The sequence below is a fragment of the Frigoribacterium sp. PvP032 genome (assembly GCF_017833035.1).
Taxonomy (GTDB): Bacteria; Actinomycetota; Actinomycetes; order Actinomycetales; family Microbacteriaceae; genus Frigoribacterium.
Genome location: NZ_JAFIBM010000001.1, coordinates 407,228 through 425,428 on the forward strand (window position 1 = coordinate 407,228; position 18,201 = coordinate 425,428).

The 18,201-nt window shown below is 73.0% G+C and carries 12 protein-coding genes; 7 read left to right on the plus strand and 5 right to left on the minus strand.

From position 1 onward, the window contains the following. Positions 1-147 precede the first annotated feature (147 nt). The 4 genes from JOE35_RS01965 to acs all read right to left on the minus strand — a co-directional run bounded on the left by JOE35_RS01965 (position 148) and on the right by acs (position 5,305). Positions 148-945 carry an isocitrate lyase/phosphoenolpyruvate mutase family protein gene (locus JOE35_RS01965; RefSeq protein ID WP_209559578.1) on the minus strand — a complete coding sequence of 266 codons (798 nt, stop codon included), beginning with the start codon at positions 943-945 and terminating at the stop codon, positions 148-150. 79 nt (positions 946-1,024) lie between these two features. Next, complete coding sequence (locus JOE35_RS01970) at positions 1,025-2,143, minus strand: DUF4190 domain-containing protein (protein WP_209559579.1); 1,119 nt, start codon at positions 2,141-2,143, stop codon at positions 1,025-1,027. Between the two features lie 249 nt (positions 2,144-2,392). Beyond that, entirely contained in the window at positions 2,393-3,004 is a 612-nt protein-coding gene (locus tag JOE35_RS01975; protein ID WP_374099690.1) for a nitroreductase family protein, read from the minus strand. 210 nt (positions 3,005-3,214) lie between these two features. After that, complete coding sequence (gene acs, locus JOE35_RS01980) at positions 3,215-5,305, minus strand: acetate--CoA ligase (protein ID WP_209559580.1); 2,091 nt, start codon at positions 5,303-5,305, stop codon at positions 3,215-3,217. Between the two features lie 318 nt (positions 5,306-5,623). Between acs and JOE35_RS01985 the strand changes: the two genes are divergently transcribed. From JOE35_RS01985 to JOE35_RS02015, 7 genes are all read left to right on the plus strand, one after another. After that, positions 5,624-8,233: a S8 family serine peptidase gene (locus JOE35_RS01985; protein ID WP_307802899.1), complete on the plus strand. Its 2,610-nt coding sequence runs from the start codon at positions 5,624-5,626 to the stop codon at positions 8,231-8,233. A gap of 227 nt (positions 8,234-8,460) precedes the next feature. Further along, complete coding sequence (locus JOE35_RS01990) at positions 8,461-9,690, plus strand: LacI family DNA-binding transcriptional regulator (RefSeq protein ID WP_209559581.1); 1,230 nt, start codon at positions 8,461-8,463, stop codon at positions 9,688-9,690. 252 nt (positions 9,691-9,942) lie between these two features. Beyond that, complete coding sequence (locus tag JOE35_RS01995) at positions 9,943-11,619, plus strand: ABC transporter substrate-binding protein (protein ID WP_209559582.1); 1,677 nt, start codon at positions 9,943-9,945, stop codon at positions 11,617-11,619. Beyond that, positions 11,619-12,599 carry an ABC transporter permease gene (locus JOE35_RS02000; protein WP_209559583.1) on the plus strand — a complete coding sequence of 327 codons (981 nt, stop codon included), beginning with the start codon at positions 11,619-11,621 and terminating at the stop codon, positions 12,597-12,599. Before JOE35_RS01995 ends, JOE35_RS02000 begins: the two co-directional genes overlap by 1 nt. Continuing rightward, on the plus strand, positions 12,596-13,558 hold the full coding sequence (locus JOE35_RS02005) for an ABC transporter permease (RefSeq protein ID WP_209559584.1): 963 nt from the start codon (positions 12,596-12,598) through the stop codon (positions 13,556-13,558). The genes JOE35_RS02000 and JOE35_RS02005 overlap by 4 nt, the downstream gene beginning before the upstream one ends. After that, positions 13,555-15,312, plus strand: a complete 1,758-nt coding sequence (locus JOE35_RS02010; protein ID WP_209559585.1) for an ABC transporter ATP-binding protein — start codon at positions 13,555-13,557, stop codon at positions 15,310-15,312. The genes JOE35_RS02005 and JOE35_RS02010 overlap by 4 nt, the downstream gene beginning before the upstream one ends. Before the next feature lie 139 nt (positions 15,313-15,451). Beyond that, positions 15,452-16,636: a glycoside hydrolase family 1 protein gene (locus tag JOE35_RS02015; RefSeq protein ID WP_209559586.1), complete on the plus strand. Its 1,185-nt coding sequence runs from the start codon at positions 15,452-15,454 to the stop codon at positions 16,634-16,636. A gap of 9 nt (positions 16,637-16,645) precedes the next feature. Here the strand turns inward: JOE35_RS02015 and JOE35_RS02020 are convergent, their stop codons facing one another. Continuing rightward, positions 16,646-17,941 carry a GNAT family N-acetyltransferase gene (locus JOE35_RS02020; protein WP_209559587.1) on the minus strand — a complete coding sequence of 432 codons (1,296 nt, stop codon included), beginning with the start codon at positions 17,939-17,941 and terminating at the stop codon, positions 16,646-16,648. Between the last annotated feature and the right edge of the window lie 260 nt (positions 17,942-18,201).

Below are 18,201 nucleotides of genomic sequence, written 5' to 3' on the forward strand. Positions count from 1 at the left end.
GAGGCCCCGACGACGTGAGTCGTCGGGGCCTCGTGCGTGCGTGGGCCGCTTGCTGTCGACGGGCGAGAGCGGGCGAGTCCGTCGTGCACGGTCCGTCACGACGGACCGGCTGCGACGAACCCGCCCGCCGGCGCCGCCCGCTGCCGGCTAGAAGCTGAAGCCGAGCTCGCGGGGGTAGTCGCCTCGGGCGGTGAGCTGCTCGGCGGCGTCGCGCAGGTGCGACAGCGTCAGGCCCATCGTCATCGGGCCGAAGCTGACGCGTGAGACGCCCAGCTCGGCGAGGCGCGCGAGCGGCACGGAGTCGGGGCCCGAGATGACGCTGACCTTGCCGTGGATCTCGTCGAGCGCCCGCTTCACGAGGTCCTCGGTGCCGAGGCCGAGCACGAAGGCGCAGTCGGCGCCGGCGTCGAGGTAGGCGTTCGCGCGCAGCACCGCGTCGTCGAAGCTGTCCGGGTCGCCGGCCAGCGAGTCGACGCGCGCGTTGATGACGATGGGCACGCCAGCGCGGTCGCCGGCCTGGCGGGCGGCGGCGACCTTCGACACCTGGGTGTCGACGTCGTACAGCGGAGCCTTGGCCTGGCCCACGCTGTCCTCGATGTTGAGGCCGGCGGCACCCTCCTCGATCAGGCGCCACACGTTGTCGAGCGTGCCAGCGGCGTCGGTCGCGTAGGCCTTCTCGAAGTCGACGGACACGGGCAGGTCGACCGCGCGGATCACGAGCCGGACGGCGTCGAGCATCTGGTCGACGTCGAGTCCCTCGCCGTCCTCGACGCCGTGGGCCTCGCTGATCGAGTGCGAGGCGGTGGCCAGGGCCTTCACGCCGGGCGCCCCGGCGACGACGCGGGCGGTGATGCTGTCCCACACGTTGGTGACCACGAGCGGGTCGCCGGGCACGTGCAGCGAGCGGAGCAGGTCGGCCTTCGCGGCCGTGGAGGAGATCGACATGGTCCCAGCCAACCGCACCCGCGCCTCCTGCGCCATCAGGGGACGAGGAGGTGCGGGTGCGGTCGGTGCCCCGGCCCGGTCAGCGGACGGTCCAGTCCCAGGTCGTGGTGACGCTCGTGAGCGCGCGCTCGGCGGCGGCACGGGCGGCGGCGGTACGGGCCGCGGCGGACGCACCGTCCGCCGAGCCGTAGCCGAGGTCCGTGTCCGTGTCCGTGTCCGAGCCGACGGTCACGAGGGTGAGCGAGGAGGCGCCGGTCGCGTCGGCGGGGGACCACGCGACGACCACGGCGGCGGGCGTGCCGAGGTCGTTCCCGGCAGCGAGCCGGACGAGGGCGGCGGGCTGGCCGTCGAGCGTGGTCGGCTCGGGCTCGCCGAGCACCGTGCCGACGCCCGGCAGCCAGCTCGGGCGCAGGGCGGCGACGGCGTCGGCGACACGGTCGGCGCTCGTCGCAGGGACGAGGTCGGCAGCGACGGCGGCGGGCACGGTCACGACCTGCACGGGCGTGACGGCGGTGTCGTCGGCCACGCCGAAGGACGTGGCGCAGGCGTCGGCGTCGCTGTCGTCACCGGACACCCAGGCGTCGTCGGGCAGCGAGAACGACCAGCACGAGGTCGTCACCGCGACGGGGTCGGCGGCGCCGTCGCCGTCGGCGTCGTCGTACCCGGAGCCCTGGCCGGACCCGTACGGGTCGCCGTCGAGGCCCTGCCCGGTGTCCCAGCCGTACCAGCTGCTCGCAGCCTCGTCGGCGAGGCGGGCCCCGACGGGCACGGCCACGACGAGCACGGCCACGACGGCGACGTTCGTCACCGCCGCGAGGCCCGACAGCACCACGCCCGTGACGCCGAGGCCGAGACCGGTCTGCGCTCGGCGCCGACGGACCAGGGCCACGACACCGAGGGCGACGCCGGCCAGCGCGACCAGCAGGCCGACGACGGGGACGAGCCCCAGCAGGAACGCCCCGATGCCGACGACGAGCGCGGCGACGGCCCAGCCGCTCGCTCCGCTCCGTGGCTGCGAGGCCTGCGTGGCCGGCGCGGCCGGCGCGGGCTGTGCGGCCTGTGGGCCCGGCGCGGGCTGCGGGGCCAGGTCCGGCACCGGGTGCCCGAGGTCCTCGGTCGCCTGCCGGTCAGCGTCCCGCTGGTCGGCGTCCTGCTGGTCGGCGTCGGCGTCGTCGGAGGGCGTGCGGTCGTCGGTCATGGTGTCTCCTCGCGTGCGCGGCCGGCGTCCACCGGCCCGTCCTCGACGCTACGGAGCCGCGCCTCCTCGGTCGTCCGCCGCCGGTGGCACGGGGGCGGTCCTGCAGGATGACCCGCGCCTCCTGCGCCGTCGCCCCAGCGGATGAGGCGGCGCCGAACGGCCGAGACCCCTCGGACCCGCGCGCACCCTCGCTCGCGCGGAGGGGTGCACGCGGGTCCGAGGGGTTCGGACGGCAGCGCTCGCTGCGGGCTAGTCGCGGCGCAGCACCAGCTCGTCGAGCGACAGGCGCACGCGGGGAGCGGTCTCGCGCTCGGCCAGCGCCTCGATCAGCTTGTCGGCCTCGTCGACGACGCCCACGGCGGTGACCGTGACGGGCTTCAGGTTCGCGGGCAGGTCGAACGCCGCGACCAGCTTCTCCCACTCGACGCCGGCCATCTGGTGGGTGTGGAAGCCCTCCGCGTGTGCCTGGACGCTCAGGTGCGCGACGGCCTGGCCGAGGTCGTACTCGGCGGTCGGGCGGTCGTCCCCCTCGACGGTCGACGTCTCGGCCAGCGCGACGATCAGCGCGGAGGCGTTGCCGGCCCACATCGCGTTGAAGCTGAGCAGGGCGCCGACGATCGTGTCGAAGGTCTCGGTGCCGCGGCGGGCGACGACGAAGCGGCGGGGCTGGTGGTTCTGCGCCGAGGGAGCCCAGCGGGCGGCCTCGAGCAGGGCGTCGAGCTGACGGTCGCTGATCTCGGCGGTCGGGTCGAACGAGCGAGGGCTCCACCGCTCGTCGAGCAGGTCGACGATCGGCACGCTGGTCTCGGCGGTGCGGATGGTGGAGGGAGAAGAGGTGGAGGTGGTCTCGGAGATCGACACGGTGAACCGGCTTTCGTGGTGGGGGTGACGGGGGAGCGGCCGGCGCGTCGTCGGGCCACCGAGGTGAACCGTTGCCCTGCGCGCAAGATTCCCGGGGCGCCCCGTGGTGTCCCGGCGCGCCGCGACCGCACCGAGTGGTCAGGAAGTGTCCCCCCGTGCCCCGGGAGGACGTCTCCTGACCACTCGGCGCCGCAGTGCCGACAGGCGACCCTAGGAGGCGCCCCGCACCTCCTCGAGCACCGCAGCGATGCGTCCCGGCACCGACGAGTCCTGCAGCGACGTCGTGTCGCCGAGCTCGCGCCCCTCCGAGACGTCGCCCAGCAGGCGCCGCATGATCTTGCCCGAGCGGGTCTTCGGCAGGTCGGGGACGACCAGCACGGTCGCGGGCTTCGCCACGGGGCCGATCTTTTCGGCGACGTGGGCGCGCAGCAGGGGCGACAGCGAGCCTGGCGCCGACCCCGAGAGCGGGGCCCACACCTGCGGTTCGGAGGCGGTGCCGGCGTCGCGCACCGCGCCTCCTGCGGGGCGGGTCGCGGGCACGACGAACGCGGCGATCGCCTGCCCGGTGCGGGCGTCCGAGACGCCGACGACGGCCGCCTCGGCGACGAGGGGGTGGGCGACGAGCGACGACTCGATCTCGATCGTCGAGAGGCGGTGGCCCGACACGTTGATGACGTCGTCCACGCGGCCGAGCAGCCAGATGTCGCCGTCGTCGTCGTACTTGGCGCCGTCGCCCGAGAAGAACCAGCCCTGCCGCCAGTACTTCGCCCAGTAGCTGTCGCGGTAGCGCCCGGGGTCGCCCCAGACCGTCCGGGCCAGCGACGGCGGGGTCTGCTGCACGACGAGGTAGCCGCCCGAGCCGTTCGGCACGCGCTCGCCGGCCTCGTCGACGATCGCCGTCGAGACGCCGGGCAGCGCGCGCAGCGACGACCCGGGCTTGAGGGTGTCGACGCCGGGCAGCGGCGCCATCACGGCCGCGCCCGTCTCGGACTGCCACCAGGTGTCGACGATCGGCAGCTCGCCCCGGCCGAACTGGTCGCGGAACCAGACCCACGCCTCCGGGTTGATCGCCTCGCCGACGGTGCCGAGCAGCCGCAGCGAGCTGAGGTCGAAGTCGGTGGGCAGCCCGTCGGGGAACCACGACGCCAGCGTCCGCACGAGGGTCGGCGCCGTGTAGTACGTCGTCACGCCGTAGCGCTCGATGATCTCGAGGTGCCGGGCAGGGTGCGGGGTGTCGGGCGTGCCCTCGTAGATCACCTGCGTGAGGCCGTTCGAGAGCGGGCCGTAGATCTCGTACGTGTGCGCCGTCACCCAGGCGAGGTCGGCCGTGCACCAGTGCACGTCGTCGGGCTTGGCGTCGAAGACGGCCCAGTGGGTCCAGCTCGCGGCGGTGAGGTAGCCGCCGCTCGTGTGCACGAGCCCCTTCGGCTTCCCGGTCGTGCCGCTCGTGTACATGATGAACAGGGGCGTCTCGGCGTCGAACGCCTCCGGCTCGTCCGTGTCGGGCTGCGGGTCGACCACGTCGTGCCACCAGAGGTCGCGGCCCTCCGTCCACGGGACGTCGGGGGTCTCGTCGCCGGTGCGCCGCACGACGAGGACGTGCTCGACCTGGTTCTCGCCGCTGACCGCGTGGTCGGCGTTCGCCTTGACCGGCACAGCGCCTCCTCGACGGAACTGCCCGTCGGTGGTGACGAGCAGCTTCGCGCCCGTGTCCTCGACGCGGAACTTCAGCGCCTCGCCCGAGAAGCCGCCGAAGACGAGCGAGTGGATCGCGCCGATCCGCGCGATCGCGAGCGTCACGACGATCGTCTCGGCGATGACCGGCAGGTAGACGACGACGCGGTCGCCCTTGCCGACGCCCAGGCTGCGCAGGCCGTTCGCGGCCTTCACGACCTCGCGCTGCAGCTGCGCGTAGGTGACGTCACGCCGGTCGCCGGGCTCGCCCTCGACGTGCAGCGCGACCTTCTCGCCGGCGCCCGCGGCGACGTGGCGGTCGACGCAGTTGACGGCGACGTTCAGTCGGCCGCCCTCGAACCAGGTCGCCTCTGGCACCGTGAGGCTGCCGTCGGCGAGCTCGCGCACCGGCGACCAGGTGTGGGCGGTGTGCCACGGCGTCTCCCACTCGAGCCGGCGGGCTTGCTCCTCCCAGAAGGCGACGGGGTCGGCCGCGGCACGGGCGTGCTCGGCGCTGGTGACGTTCGCGGCGGCTACCAGCTCGCTCGGCGCAGGGAACGTCCGCCGCTCGTCGAGCAGGTTCGAGATGGTGTCGCGGGCGGTCGTGGTGGTGTCGCTCGGGGCCATCACCCGAGCGTACGGAGGTGCGGGCCGGCCCACCGGGACGGCGTCACGCCGCGTAACCGCCCGCGCCGCCTCCTCGTGGTCGGGTGCGGTCCTCAGGACGCGGAGGAGCGACCCTTCCTGACCACTCGACCGCTGGGACGGGCGCGCGGACGCGGGGTACAGCGGGCAGGCCAGATCGCGCATCTGTAACGCGGCCGAAACAGCAGCCCCCTACTCTGGGGTACATCCGGCCTCGGGGGCCGCTCGACCAGGGGGCCGAGCGACCTGGTTCCCCAGGCTCGCGCCCGTCGCCGTGCGCCCGACATCAGGAGTCACCACGTGATCAGAACCACCCGACGCCGGGGAGCGCGCTGGGCGACCGCCCTGGCGCTCACGAGCGCCCTCGTGCTCGCACCCACCGCCGCGTTCGCCGCCGACGGCGACGACGTCGCCCCCGCGACGACCGACCCGGCCGCGACGCCCGTGACGGTCGGCGCGACCGGCGGCGACGCCGTCGAGCCCGCCGCCGCGGCACCGGAGTCGTCGGCCCCGGCCGCCGCTCCGGAGGAGGCTGCGGCACCTGCCGAGGCCCCCGTCGTCGAGTCGTCCGCAGCGCCGGCGCCCGCACCCGAGGCACCCGCTGCCGACAGTGCTGCCGGCAGCGCGGCCGAGACCGAGGCCGTGACGGCCGAGGTCCCCGCCGCGTCGGCCCTCGTGGCCGACGGCATCGTCATGAACTACGTCGTCAACACCACCGTCCGCAGTGCGGACGCCGTCGCGGACGCCTCCGCCGCGGTCGTCGCCGCCGGCGGCGTGGTCCTCTCCCAGTACCCCGAGATCGGCGTCGTCACGGCCCAGTCCCGTGACGGCGACTTCCTCGCCGAGATGCGCGCGACGGCTGGCGTCGAGTCGGCCGGGCCGACCCGCACGGCCGAGGTCGTCGGCGACGAGGTCGAGGTGCCCGCAGAGGCGCCCGCGACCTCCGGCGCGACCGCGCCCGCCGCCGGCGCGACCGGCGCCGGCCCCCAGTCCCTCGACCGCCCCCTGGGAACCGAGGTCGCCCCGGTCGACCCGCTCGAGGCTCAGCAGTGGGACATGGACGTCATCGGAGCCCCTGAGGCCCGCGAGCTCGACGCGGGCGACGGTGTCGTCGTCGGCGTGCTCGACAGCGGCATCGACGTCTCGCACCCGGACCTCGCGGGCCAGGTCGACGCCTCCGAGTCGGTCGGCTGTGCCGTCAACGGGCAGCCCGACCAGACGCAGGCCGCCTGGGTGCCGGTCGACGACAGCGAGTCGCACGGCACGCACGTCGCCGGCACGATCGCCGCGGCCGACAACGGCGTGGGCATCGTCGGCGTCGCGCCCGACGCGACGCTCGCCAGCGTCAAGGTCGTCAACTACGACGGCTTCATCTACCCCGAGTACGCCCTCTGCGGCTTCATGTGGGCTGCAGGCCAGGGCTTCGACGTGACGAACAACAGCTACTACGTCGACCCGTGGGAGTTCTGGTGCACGACCGAGCCCGACCAGGCCCCGGCGCTCGAGTCCGTGACCCGCGCCGTCGACTTCTCCGAGCAGCAGGGCGTGCTCAACGTCGCCGCCGCGGGCAACTCGAACTACGACCTCGCGAACAAGACGACGAGCGACTCGGGCCCGAACGACACGACGCCAGTCGTCCGTGACGTCTCGACCGGCTGCTCCGACATCCCCGCCGAGATCGACGGAGTGGTCACGGTCGCGTCCGTGGCGCAGCAGGCCGACGGCTCCGTGGTCAAGTCGTCGTTCTCCAACTACGGAGAGGGCGTCATCGACGTCGCCGCCCCGGGCTCGAACATCCTCAGCACCGTCTTCGGCGGCAAGTACGAGAGCTACAACGGCACCTCGATGGCCTCGCCGCACGTCGCCGGCGTCGCCGCGCTGCTCGCCGCGACCCACCCTGGTGCCACGCCCGCCGAGCTGCAGGTGCTGCTGAAGCAGCAGGCCTCGCCGATCGGCGACAGCGCTCTCTACGGCTCGGGTCTCGTGAACGCCTTCGCGGCGGTCTCGGAGGGCGTCGTCCCGGCACTCGGCCCGGTCGCGGCCGTGGCCGACGGCACGGTCCAGGCCGGTCGCCCGTTCCGCGTGCTCGGCGCGAACTTCGTGCCCGGCGAGACCGTCACGGTCCGCGGCCCTGGCGGGCAGCCCCTCAACGGTCCCTTCGTGGCCGACGATCGCGGCCGCATCTCCGACGTCACTGCCCTCGAGCCGTTCGTGCCCGCCGGGGTGAGCACCGTCGTGCTCACCGGCGACGCAGGCAGCCGCGTGACGCTCGACCTGCTGGTCGAGGAGGCGGTGGCCGGGCCCGCGATCACCGCTCCCGTCGCCGGGTCGACCGTCGAGACCGGCACCGTGACGGTGACGGGCACGGCGCAGCCGGGCGCCCTCGTCACGGTCGTCCTCGCCACCGCCGACCAGTTCGAGGGCCTGGAGCAGTTGGGGGCGACCACGTCGCCGTCGGCCAGGGCGCTCGACGTCGCCGCCGACCCGGTCGCCTTCGACCCCGAGCTCGGGTTCGCGGTGTCGACCATCCAGACGGACGGGACGGGCACGTTCTCCGCGACCTTCACGGGCGTCCCCGAGGGCGACTTCGGCGTCACGGCGCTCCAGGTGCTCCTGGACGGCACCTCGTCGACGTTCGCTGACCCGGTGCTGTTCGCCGTCACCGCGGCCGCCGTCGTGCCCCCGGTCACCACGCCCGGCACCGGAGTCGACCCCGGCGTCCCCGTCACCACGCCCGCGGGCACCGGCGTCGTGCCGGTGACCTCGACTCGTGCCGGCGCCCTGGCCTACACCGGCTCGGAGCCGGCCGCGCCCCTGTCGGCCGCGTTGCTCCTCCTCGTGGCCGGTGCCGGGACGCTCGTCGTGGCCCGCCGCCTGGGCCGTCGCGCCGCAGCGCGGACCGACGGCTAGGCTGCCGGGCCGCCCTGCGACCAGGTCAGCACGTCGGAGCCGCTCGTCCCTCCCGGGGCGGGCGGCTCCGTCGTGCTGCACCTGCACCTGCACCTGCACCGTGACCGGCACCGGCACCGGCACCGTGGCCGGCACGGCCCCCGGCTGCCGACGCCGGCCCCCGGCCCCCGGCCCCGCCGCGTCCTCGTGCCTAGGATGGACGCCATGCCCTGCGCCGGACGGACCCCGTGACCAAGGCCCCCACCGTCTACGACGTGGCCGCCCACGCCGGCGTCTCGATCGCCACCGTCTCGCGGGTGCTCCGTCGCCCCGACGACGTCCGCCCCGAGACCCGTGTCCGCGTGCTCGACTCGGTCCGGTCGCTCGGCTACGTGCCGAGCGGCGCCGCGCGCGGCCTGGCGGGCCGTCGCCACGGCGTGCTCGGCCTGTTCCTCCCCGGCCACGACGGCATCGACCTGCCGGAGCCCGACTGGGAGCGCGTCGCGGACGCGAGCCGCATCCCGCTGATCGACGACCGCGAGGGGCGACCGACGCCTCCTGCGCCGGCCGGCACCGGCACCGGCATCGACGCCCCTCGCACCGCGTCGAACCCGGCAAACCTCTACTTCGACGAGGTGCTCCGCGGCGCCGAGGTCGAGTCCTGGAGGCGTGGCTTCGCCCTCATGGTCGCCGCCGGCCGGGGCTCCAGCCGCGAGGTCATGCTCAACGACATCGCGGGGCGGGTCGACGGCCTCGCGGTGCTCGCCCAGACCGTGCCCGACGACCTGCTCGCGCACGTGTCGCGGCGGATCCCCGTGGTCGTGCTCGCGGACTCCCGTCCGGGCGACGAGCTCGACCACGTCAGCGTCGACAACGCCGCGGGCATGCGCGCCCTGACGGAGTTCGTCCTGGGTCGTGCGGCGGCGGACGGGGCGCCCGGGGCGGTCGGCCGTGTCTCCGACGTCGTCTACGTCGCCGGCCCCGGCGACTCCCCGGACGAGGCAGACCGGCACCGCGGCTTCGACGAGGCCGTGGCGGCGGCGACGGCCTCAGCCTCGACGACGACGACGACAGCCTCGGCCGTCGACCGCGACCGCGGCCCGATCCGCGTCCGGGTCGAGCGTGGCGACTTCTCCCGCGAGGGCGGCAGGCGAGCCGGGGAGGCGCTGGTCGCCTCCTCCGACCCGCTCCCGCAGGCCGTCGTCTGCGCCAACGACCAGTCGGCGCTCGGCGTGCTCGACGCGTTCGTCGCGCACGGGGTCGACGTGCCGGGCCGCGTCGCCGTGACGGGCTTCGACGGCATCGAGGCGGGCCGCTTCTCGACGCCGCGCCTGACGACGGTGCGCCAGCCCATGAACGACCTCGGCCGGGTCGCGGTGCGCACCATCGTGACGCGGCTGACCGACCCGACCGCGCCTCCTCAGCGGGTGACCCTGCCCGTTGAGGTCCTGCTGCGCGAGAGCTGCCCCGCCCGCTGACCTGCTCGGCCCCGCCCCGCCCCGCGCTGCCAGCGCTGCCCTGCCCGCCCCGAACCGCATTCCGAACCATGAACCGCGTTTTATCTCGGTTCATGGTTCGGAACGCAGTTCATGCCACCGCACTGCGGGCCTACCGCGCTGCACCGCCGCCGCGCCGCAGCTGCGCCCCCGCCACACCGCCGTTGCGCCACACCGATGTATGCGCTTACACTGACGATGCTCACCTCGACGACGAATGAGAGAACCGTGGCGATGACGCACACGCACAGACACCGCGCCCGAGCGCGCACCGCCGTGGCGGCCCTGGCCGCCGCCACCGCAGCGGTCCTCGTGGCCACCGGCTGCAGCATCCAGATCCGCAGCGAGCCCGACCCGACGATCGGCGCCGACACGATGCTGATCAACGCCGACAAGGGCAACCCGCAGTTCGAGCGGAACTTCAACCCGTTCCTCACGAACAAGCGCACCGCCTCCACGTGGATCTACGAGCCCCTGCTCGAGATCAACCCGCTCGACGGCGAGATCACGCCGTGGCTCGCGAGCGAGACGACGCTGCCCGACGCGCGCACGGTCGACATGACGATCCGCGACGGCGTCGAGTGGTCCGACGGCGAGCCGATGACGCCCGACGACGTCGTGTACACGTTCGACCTGATCAAGGCGAACCCCGCGCTCGACCTCAAGGGCGCCTGGCAGCACATCGACACGATCGAGCAGCAGGGCGACCACGTCGTGTTCCACCTGCAGACCGACGACGTGCCGGCGATGGAGATCATCGGCCAGACGACGATCGTGCCCGAGCACCTGTGGAGCAAGGTCGCCGACCCGACGACGTACCGCAACCCCGACCCCGTCGGCACCGGCCCGTTCACGCTCGGCAACTACTCGGCGCTGCAGTACTCGATGGACAAGAACGAGTCCTACTGGCAGGCCGAGAAGATCGACATCGCGCACCTGATCCTGCCCGCGACCAACAACCAGCTCGACACCGTCACGCGCGGCTACGACTGGGCGTACTCGTTCATCAGCGACGTCGAGGGCACCTGGGGCGCGGCCAGCGACACCAACTCGTACTGGTTCCCGCCGGGCGGCGTGATCGGCCTCATGCCGAACCTCACCAAGGCGCCCTTCGACGACGTCAACGTGCGGAACGGCATCGCGCTGGCGCTCGACCGCGACCAGATCGCCGAGTCGGCGACCGAGGGCTACCTCGAGCCCGCCGGCCAGACCGGCCTGATCCTGCCCAACCAGCAGGACGACCTCGACCCGTCCATCCCCGACCAGGGAGTGATCGGCCAGGACGTCGACGGCGCCCTCGCCGCCTTCGCCCAGGCCGGCTACACGCAGCAGGGCGACCAGCTGGTCGGCCCCGACGGCCAGCAGCTGCGCATCACGATCCTCACCGCGAACGGCTACACCGACTGGCTGAGGGCCGTGCAGGAGGTGCGGGCACAGCTGGGCGCGATCGGCATCGACGTGCAGATCCAGGCCCCCCAGCCTGCCGGCTACCAGTCGGCCATCGCCAACGGCGAGTTCGACATGGCGCTCGGCGGCATGGGCAACGGCAACACCTACCAGGCCTACAACACGCTGCTCAACAGCGCGTTCGCGACGCCGGTCGGCGAGACCACGGCCTCGAACTTCGGCCGCTTCAGCGACCCTGCCGTCGACGAGCTGCTCGACGAGTGGAAGGCCGCGATCGACCCCGCCGAGCAGCAGCGCCTGTCGTACGCGCTGCAGAACGTCGTCTACGAGCAGAAACCGGTCATCGGCCTCTACTACGGCGGCCTCTGGGGCCTCTTCAACGACTCGAAGTTCACCGGCTGGCCGAGCGAGAAGGACCCGTACATGGCCCCGCAGAACTACGACCAGGCGCCGCTGCTGATCTTCACGAAGCTGAAGCGCGTCGACCAGGGAGCTGAGGGCTGATGAAGTACGCAGCCCAGAAACTCGGCCTCTTCGTCCTCACCCTGTGGGCGGCGGTGACGCTCAACTTCATCCTGCCGCGGCTGATGCCCGGCGACCCCACCGACGCCGCCATCGCGAAGCTCTCGCAGAACGGCCCGGTCACCGAGGCGACCCGCGCCGCCATCGAGGCCCAGCTCGGCGTGCCCGACGGCAACGTGCTGCAGCAGTACGTCGCCTACCTCGGCCAGGTCGTCCGGCTCGACTTCGGGACGAGCTACACGTTCTTCCCCGAGACGGTCGGGCACCTCGTCGGGCAGGCGCTGCCGTACACGCTGATCCTCGTCGGCGCGTGCACCGTGATCGCCTTCGTGGTCGGCACCCTGATCGGCGTGGCCGCGGCCTGGAAGCGCGGCACCTGGCTCGACTCGCTGCCCACGCTCTCCGGCAGCTTCATGAGCACGTTCCCGTACTTCTGGACGGCCCTCCTCCTCCTCTTCTTCCTGGGCTACGTGCTGCACTGGTTCCCGACCACGGGGGCCTACGGCGCGACGACCACGCCGGGCTTCACGCCCGAGTTCGTCGGCGACGCCCTGCTGCACGCGGTGCTGCCGGCGGTGACGATCCTCGTCACGAGCCTCGGCGGCTGGATCCTCGGCATGCGGAACGCGATGATCAACACGCTCGGCGACGACTACGTCACCTTCGCCGAGGCGAACGGACTCAAGGGCCGCACGGTCGCGGTCCGCTACGCCGCCCGCAACGCGATCCTGCCGAACCTCACCGGCTTCGGCCTCGCCCTCGGCGGGGTGGTCGGCGGCTCGATCCTCGTCGAGCAGGTCTTCGGCTACCCCGGCATCGGCTACCTGCTGTTCAACGCCGTCATCGGCCAGGACTACCCGCTGATGCAGGCCCTCTTCCTGATGATCACCGTGAGCGTGCTCGTCGCCAACTTCCTCGTCGACATCTTGTACGGCGTGCTCGACCCAAGGACCCGCCGATGACCTCCACCGTGTCCGTCCGCCTCCCCGAGGGCGGCGACCCTGCCGGCCCCGCCGCCGAGCAGGCCGCGCCCAGCACCTGGAAGACCGTGCTGCGCACCGCCGGCGTCGTCTGGTCGAACCCCAAGGCCAAGATCGGCATCGTCATCCTCGGCGTCTTCGTGCTGATGGCCGTCTTCGCCCCGCTGATCGCCCCGTACGGCGGCAGCGAGAACGGGTTCGAGCGCAACCAGGACGCCTCCTGGGCCCACTGGATGGGCACGACCGCCGCCGGCGAGGACGTCCTCAGCCAGCTGATCTGGGGCGCCCGCATCAGCGTCTTCGTCGGCTTCGTGGCGGGCATCGCCGCGACGCTCGTCGCCGTCGCGATCGGCCTCAGCTGGGGCTACATGCGCGGCCCGGCCGCCGAGGTGGTCGGCTTCGTCGTCAACCTGTTCCTCGTCATCCCCGGCCTGCCGCTGATGATCGTCATCGCGGCCTACCTGCAGAACGGCGGCATCGCGGTCATCATCGCGGTGATCGTCGTCACCGGCTGGGCCTGGGGCGCCCGCGTGCTGCGCAGCCAGACGCAGTCGCTGCGCTCGCGCGACTTCGTCGAGGCCGCCCGGTTCTCGGGCGAGGGCGCGACGCGCATCGTGTTCCGCGAGATCCTCCCGAACATGACGTCGCTCATCGTCGGCTCGTTCTTCGGCGCCGCGACCAGCGCGATCCTGGCGGAGGCGGGCCTCGAGTTCCTGGGGCTCGGCGACTCCTCGATCGTCAGCTGGGGCACCATCCTCTACTGGGCGCAGAACTCCAACGCCCTGCTCACCGGGCAGTGGATCCTCCTGTTCGCCCCCGGCCTCTGCATCGCCCTGCTCGCGATGAGCCTCACGCTGATCAACTTCGGCGTCGACGCCGTCAGCAACCCCCGCCTGCGCGAGGGCACCGCGAAGAAGAAGACGAAGGAGGCGCGTCGATGACCGCCGCAGACCTCACGAACCAGCCCGCCGCCTCCTCGACGACGGCCGCTGGCGACGCCCCGTTGCTCGACGTTCGCGACCTCAGCGTCGTCTACGAGTCGGCCGCCTCGACGCCGGTGCAGGCCGTCGACCACGTCTCGTTCTCGCTGCGCCGCGGCGAGTTCGTCGGCCTGGTGGGCGAGTCCGGCTCGGGCAAGTCGACGCTCGGCTACGCGCTGACGCGGCTGCAGAAGCCGCCGGCGCGCACCAACGGCGGCAGCATCGTCTTCGACGGCTCGGACATCCGCGACCTCGACGCCGAGGCCCTGCGACAGCAGCGCCAGGGCGGCTTCGCGATGGTGCTGCAGTCGGGGATGAACGCGCTGAACCCGGTGCGCACGATCCACAAGCACTTCGTCGACATCTTCAAGGCGCACGGCCACGTGCCGCGCGAGCGCTGGGACGCCCGCGCCGCCGAGCTCGTGCAGAAGGTCGAGCTCGACCCCAAGGTGCTCGCCCGGTTCCCCGGCGAGCTGAGCGGCGGCATGCGCCAGCGCGTCTCGATCGCCCTCGCCCTGTCGCTCGAGCCGCAGCTGATGGTCTTCGACGAGCCGACGACCGCCCTCGACGTTCTGGTGCAGCACGCGGTGATGGACACGATCATCTCGCTGCAGCAGAGCGAGGGCTTCACGGCCGTGCTGATCAGCCACGACCTCGGCATCGTGCTGGAGGCGACCGAGCGGGTGCTCGTCATGCACGAGGGCCGCATCGTCGAGGACGGCCGCTCCGCCGACGTGCTCGCCGACCCGCAGCACGAGTACACGCAGATGCTGCTCTCGCACTACGCCGACCCCCGCGCCGAGGTCGTCTCGCTGCCCGGTTTCGAGGACCGCGCGGTGCGGCGGGCCCGAGGTGAGCGCCGCGTCGACACGACCACCAGCACGCCGAGCGTCAGCACGCGCAGCACGAAGGTGGCCCAGAGCGCGATCACCGTGACCGGTGTCAGCAAGACCTACGCGCCTCCTCGTCGGGGCGAAGATCCCGTGCGGGCCGTCCGCGACGTGTCGTTCACCCTCGAGCCGGGGCAGTCGCTCGCGCTCGTCGGCCAGTCGGGCTCGGGCAAGAGCACGATCGCGCGCATGGTCACCGGCGTCGAGAAGCCGACCGAGGGCACGATCACGTTCGGCGACGTCGACGTCACGAAGGTCCGCGGGCGCGGCCTCCGCGACCTGCGGAGCGACGTGCAGATGGTCTTCCAGGATCCGTACTCGGCCCTCAACCCGCTGCACACCGTCGAGTACACGCTCACCCGGCCGGTCGTGAACTACACGGGGCTGCGAGGGCAGGAGGCGCGGCGCCGCGTCCTGGAGCTGCTCGAGACCGTCGGTCTGACGCCGGTCGAGCAGTTCGCGGCGAAGCTGCCGCACCAGCTGTCCGGCGGTCAGCGGCAGCGCGTCGTCATCGCCCGCGCGCTCGCGAGCGACCCGCAGGTGATCATCGCGGACGAGCCCGTCTCGATGCTCGACGTGTCGCTGCGGGCCGGCGTGCTCGCCCTGCTCGAGGACCTGCGCGAGCAGTGGGGCGTCTCGATGCTCTACATCACGCACGACCTGCTCAGCGCGCGGCTCATCACGGACGACGTCATGGTGCTGCACGACGGCGCCGTGGTCGAGCGCGGCCGCACCGCCGAGGTGCTGCAGCGGCCGACGGATCCGTACACGGTGCGCCTGCTCGACGCCGTGCCGAATCCGCGGCGCACGCACCGCGCCTCCTGACCCGCGCCTCCTCCCCCTCCCGCGCCTCCTCCCCCTTCCCGTCGAGGGCGGGTCATCTCGGTCGAGGGCGGGTCCGCCGCGACCCGCCCTCGACGCAGACGACCCGCCCTCGACCCTCACGACGCAGAACGGACACCCGATGCTGACCTTCCCCGACGGCTTCCTCTGGGGCGCCGCGACCGCCGCGCACCAGATCGAGGGCAACAACGTGAACTCGAACTGGTGGGTGCACGAGCACGCCCCCGGCACGACGATCGTCGAGCCGAGCGGCGACGCTGCCGACAGCTACCACCGGTTCCGCGACGACATCCGGATCCTCGCCGAGCTCGGCCTCAACAGCTACCGCTTCAGCATCGAGTGGGCGCGCATCGAGCCGGAGCGCGGCGTCGTCTCCAAGGCCGAGATCGCGCACTACCGCCGCATGGTCGAGACCTGCCACGAGTTCGGCATCGAGCCGATCGTCACGCTGATGCACTTCACCGTGCCGCGCTGGTTCGAGCGCGACGGCTTCTGGCGTGCGCCCGACGCCGCCGACCTCTTCGCTCGGTACACCGAGCTCGCGCTCCCCGTCGTCAGTGAGGGCGTGAGATACGTCTGCACCATCAACGAGCCGAACATCGCCGCGATGCTCGCCGGGGGAGAGGACGCCTCGAACCTGGTCGCGTACGGTCTGCCGAACCCCGACCTGCAGGTCGCCGACGCCCTGCTCGCGTCGCACAGGCGCAGCCGCGAGGTGCTGTCACAGGTCGACGGCCTGAAGTCGGGCTGGACCGTCGCCACCCAGGCGTTCAAGGCCGTCGACGAGCCGGGCGCCGCGGAGAAGACCCGCGAGTACGGCTACGTCCGCGACGACTGGTACAGCGAGATGGCGGCGGGCGACGACTTCGTCGGCGTGCAGGCCTACACGCAGACCTTCGTCGGGCCGGAGGGCCCGCGTCCCGTCGCCGAGGGGCTCGAGACGACCCTGACCGGCTGGGAGTTCTGGCCCGCCGCCGCCGCCGAGGGCATCCGCAGCGCCTGGGAGCTCAGCGGCCACGTGCCCGTCATGGTCACCGAGAACGGCATCGCGACCGCCGACGACAGCCGCCGGATCGCCTACACGCAGGGCGCGCTCGAGGGGATCCACGCGACGATCGAGGAGGGCATCGAGGTGCTCGGCTACCAGCACTGGAGCGCCCTCGACAACTACGAGTGGGCCAGCGGGTTCCGCCCGACCTTCGGGCTCATCGGCTGGGACCGCGACACGTTCGAGCGCACGCCGAAGCCCAGCGCCCGCTGGTACGGCGAGGTCGCGAAGGCGAACGGCCTGCCCGCGGCGTCTTAGCGGCGCCGGTCAGAACGACGTGACGCCGTAGAGCGGGCGCTCGGGTCGGAGCATCGCGCGCAGTTCCTGCACCGCTCCGGCCCGCAGCTCGCGCACGAGTCCCGCTGCGGTCAGCGTCACGGGGTCGACCCCGCCGAGCCACAGCGAGCCGAGGGTCGCGACGTCGAGCTGCAGGTCTGCGTGGCCGTCGGCGGTGCGCTCGGCCGTGCCCGCGCCTCCTGCGCTCGCCAGTCGCCAGGTGCCCCTGGCGTGGCCGAGACCGTCCGACACGGCGACCGTCACGACGCCGTCGGCAGCCCACGGGCGTGCGGAGAACGCGGCGGCCACGTCGAGCAGGCGCAGCCAGATGTGGTCCTGCTCGTGCGTGACCCGGACGGCCCGCGCGTCGTCGATCGCGTGCACGAGCGGGTCGTCGAGGGGCGCGGCCGCCCACGTGACCGACGTGACGAGGTCGATCGTGAGCAGCAGTTCCCACAGGGCGAGGTAGGCCTCGTCGGTGGACGTCACGAGGTCGACGACCTCGAGCACGGTCTCGGTCGCCCTCTCGCCCGCCTTCTCGGTCACCCGGTAGGTGACGTACCCGTCGACCTGACCCGAGGAGGCGCGGTGCACGGCCGCCCGCAGGCTGCGGTCGGGCTTCTGGTCGTCGCCCGTCGCGAGCCCGAGCCGCCCGTTCCAGCTGCCGGCGTGCCGGTCGATCGAGCCGGGCGTCCGCGCGTGGAAGCCGGCGAACACCTCGCGGGCGACGGGCTCGAGGCCGGTGACGGGGACGAGCTCGACGGTGCCCGTGGTCGGGGCGAGCAGCCGGACGGGCCGGCGGCGGTCGATCGTCACGGTGCGCTCGCGGGTCGCCGTGCCGAAGCCGAACCGGCGGTAGATGCTCGCCTCGCTCGCGGTCAGCGCCGCGACGGCGAGGCCTGCCTCAGCGGCTCGGGCGAGGTCGTCGGTCATCATCCGCCGCAGGATGCCGCGACGTCGGTGGGTCGGCTGCACGGTGACGCCCGAGATCAGGTGCGCGGGCAGCAGCGTGCCGCCGCCGACGTGCAGGGTCTTGGTGAACGACTCGAACGTCGCGACGGGCCAGGCGTCGTCGTCGAGGCTGCCGGGACGCGGCTCGCGCGGGTGCACTCCCGTCAGCACGCGGCCGTCGGCGGCCGCGCGTCGGGCGTCACCGGCCGCCCCCTCGGCGGTGTCCGTGCTCTCGTGGAACCCCAGGCGGCAGGAGGCGAGCCAGGCGTCGGTCGCCGCGTCGTCGGTCGCGGCGGGGAAGGTGCGGAGCTCGTAGGCGTCGTCGAATGAAGTCACCCGACCAGGCTAGGGCGCGGGCCGCCCGCCGTGCGGTGCCGGGCCAGACTCGTGCTCTGTGCCTGTGCGGGGCATGACAGGTGCACGCCCCCTCGCCGCCGCCGCCGCCTCCTCATTCAGGAACTCCTGTCCTGAGCCGTGCGGCGGTGGGAGTGCGAGTCCTGAGTCGTGCACGAGTCAGGAACCGCGCAGCCTAGGTTCCTGAATCCTGCGCAGGCGGAGGAACCCGGGGCACTCGATCGTCACCGAGCCGCATTCAG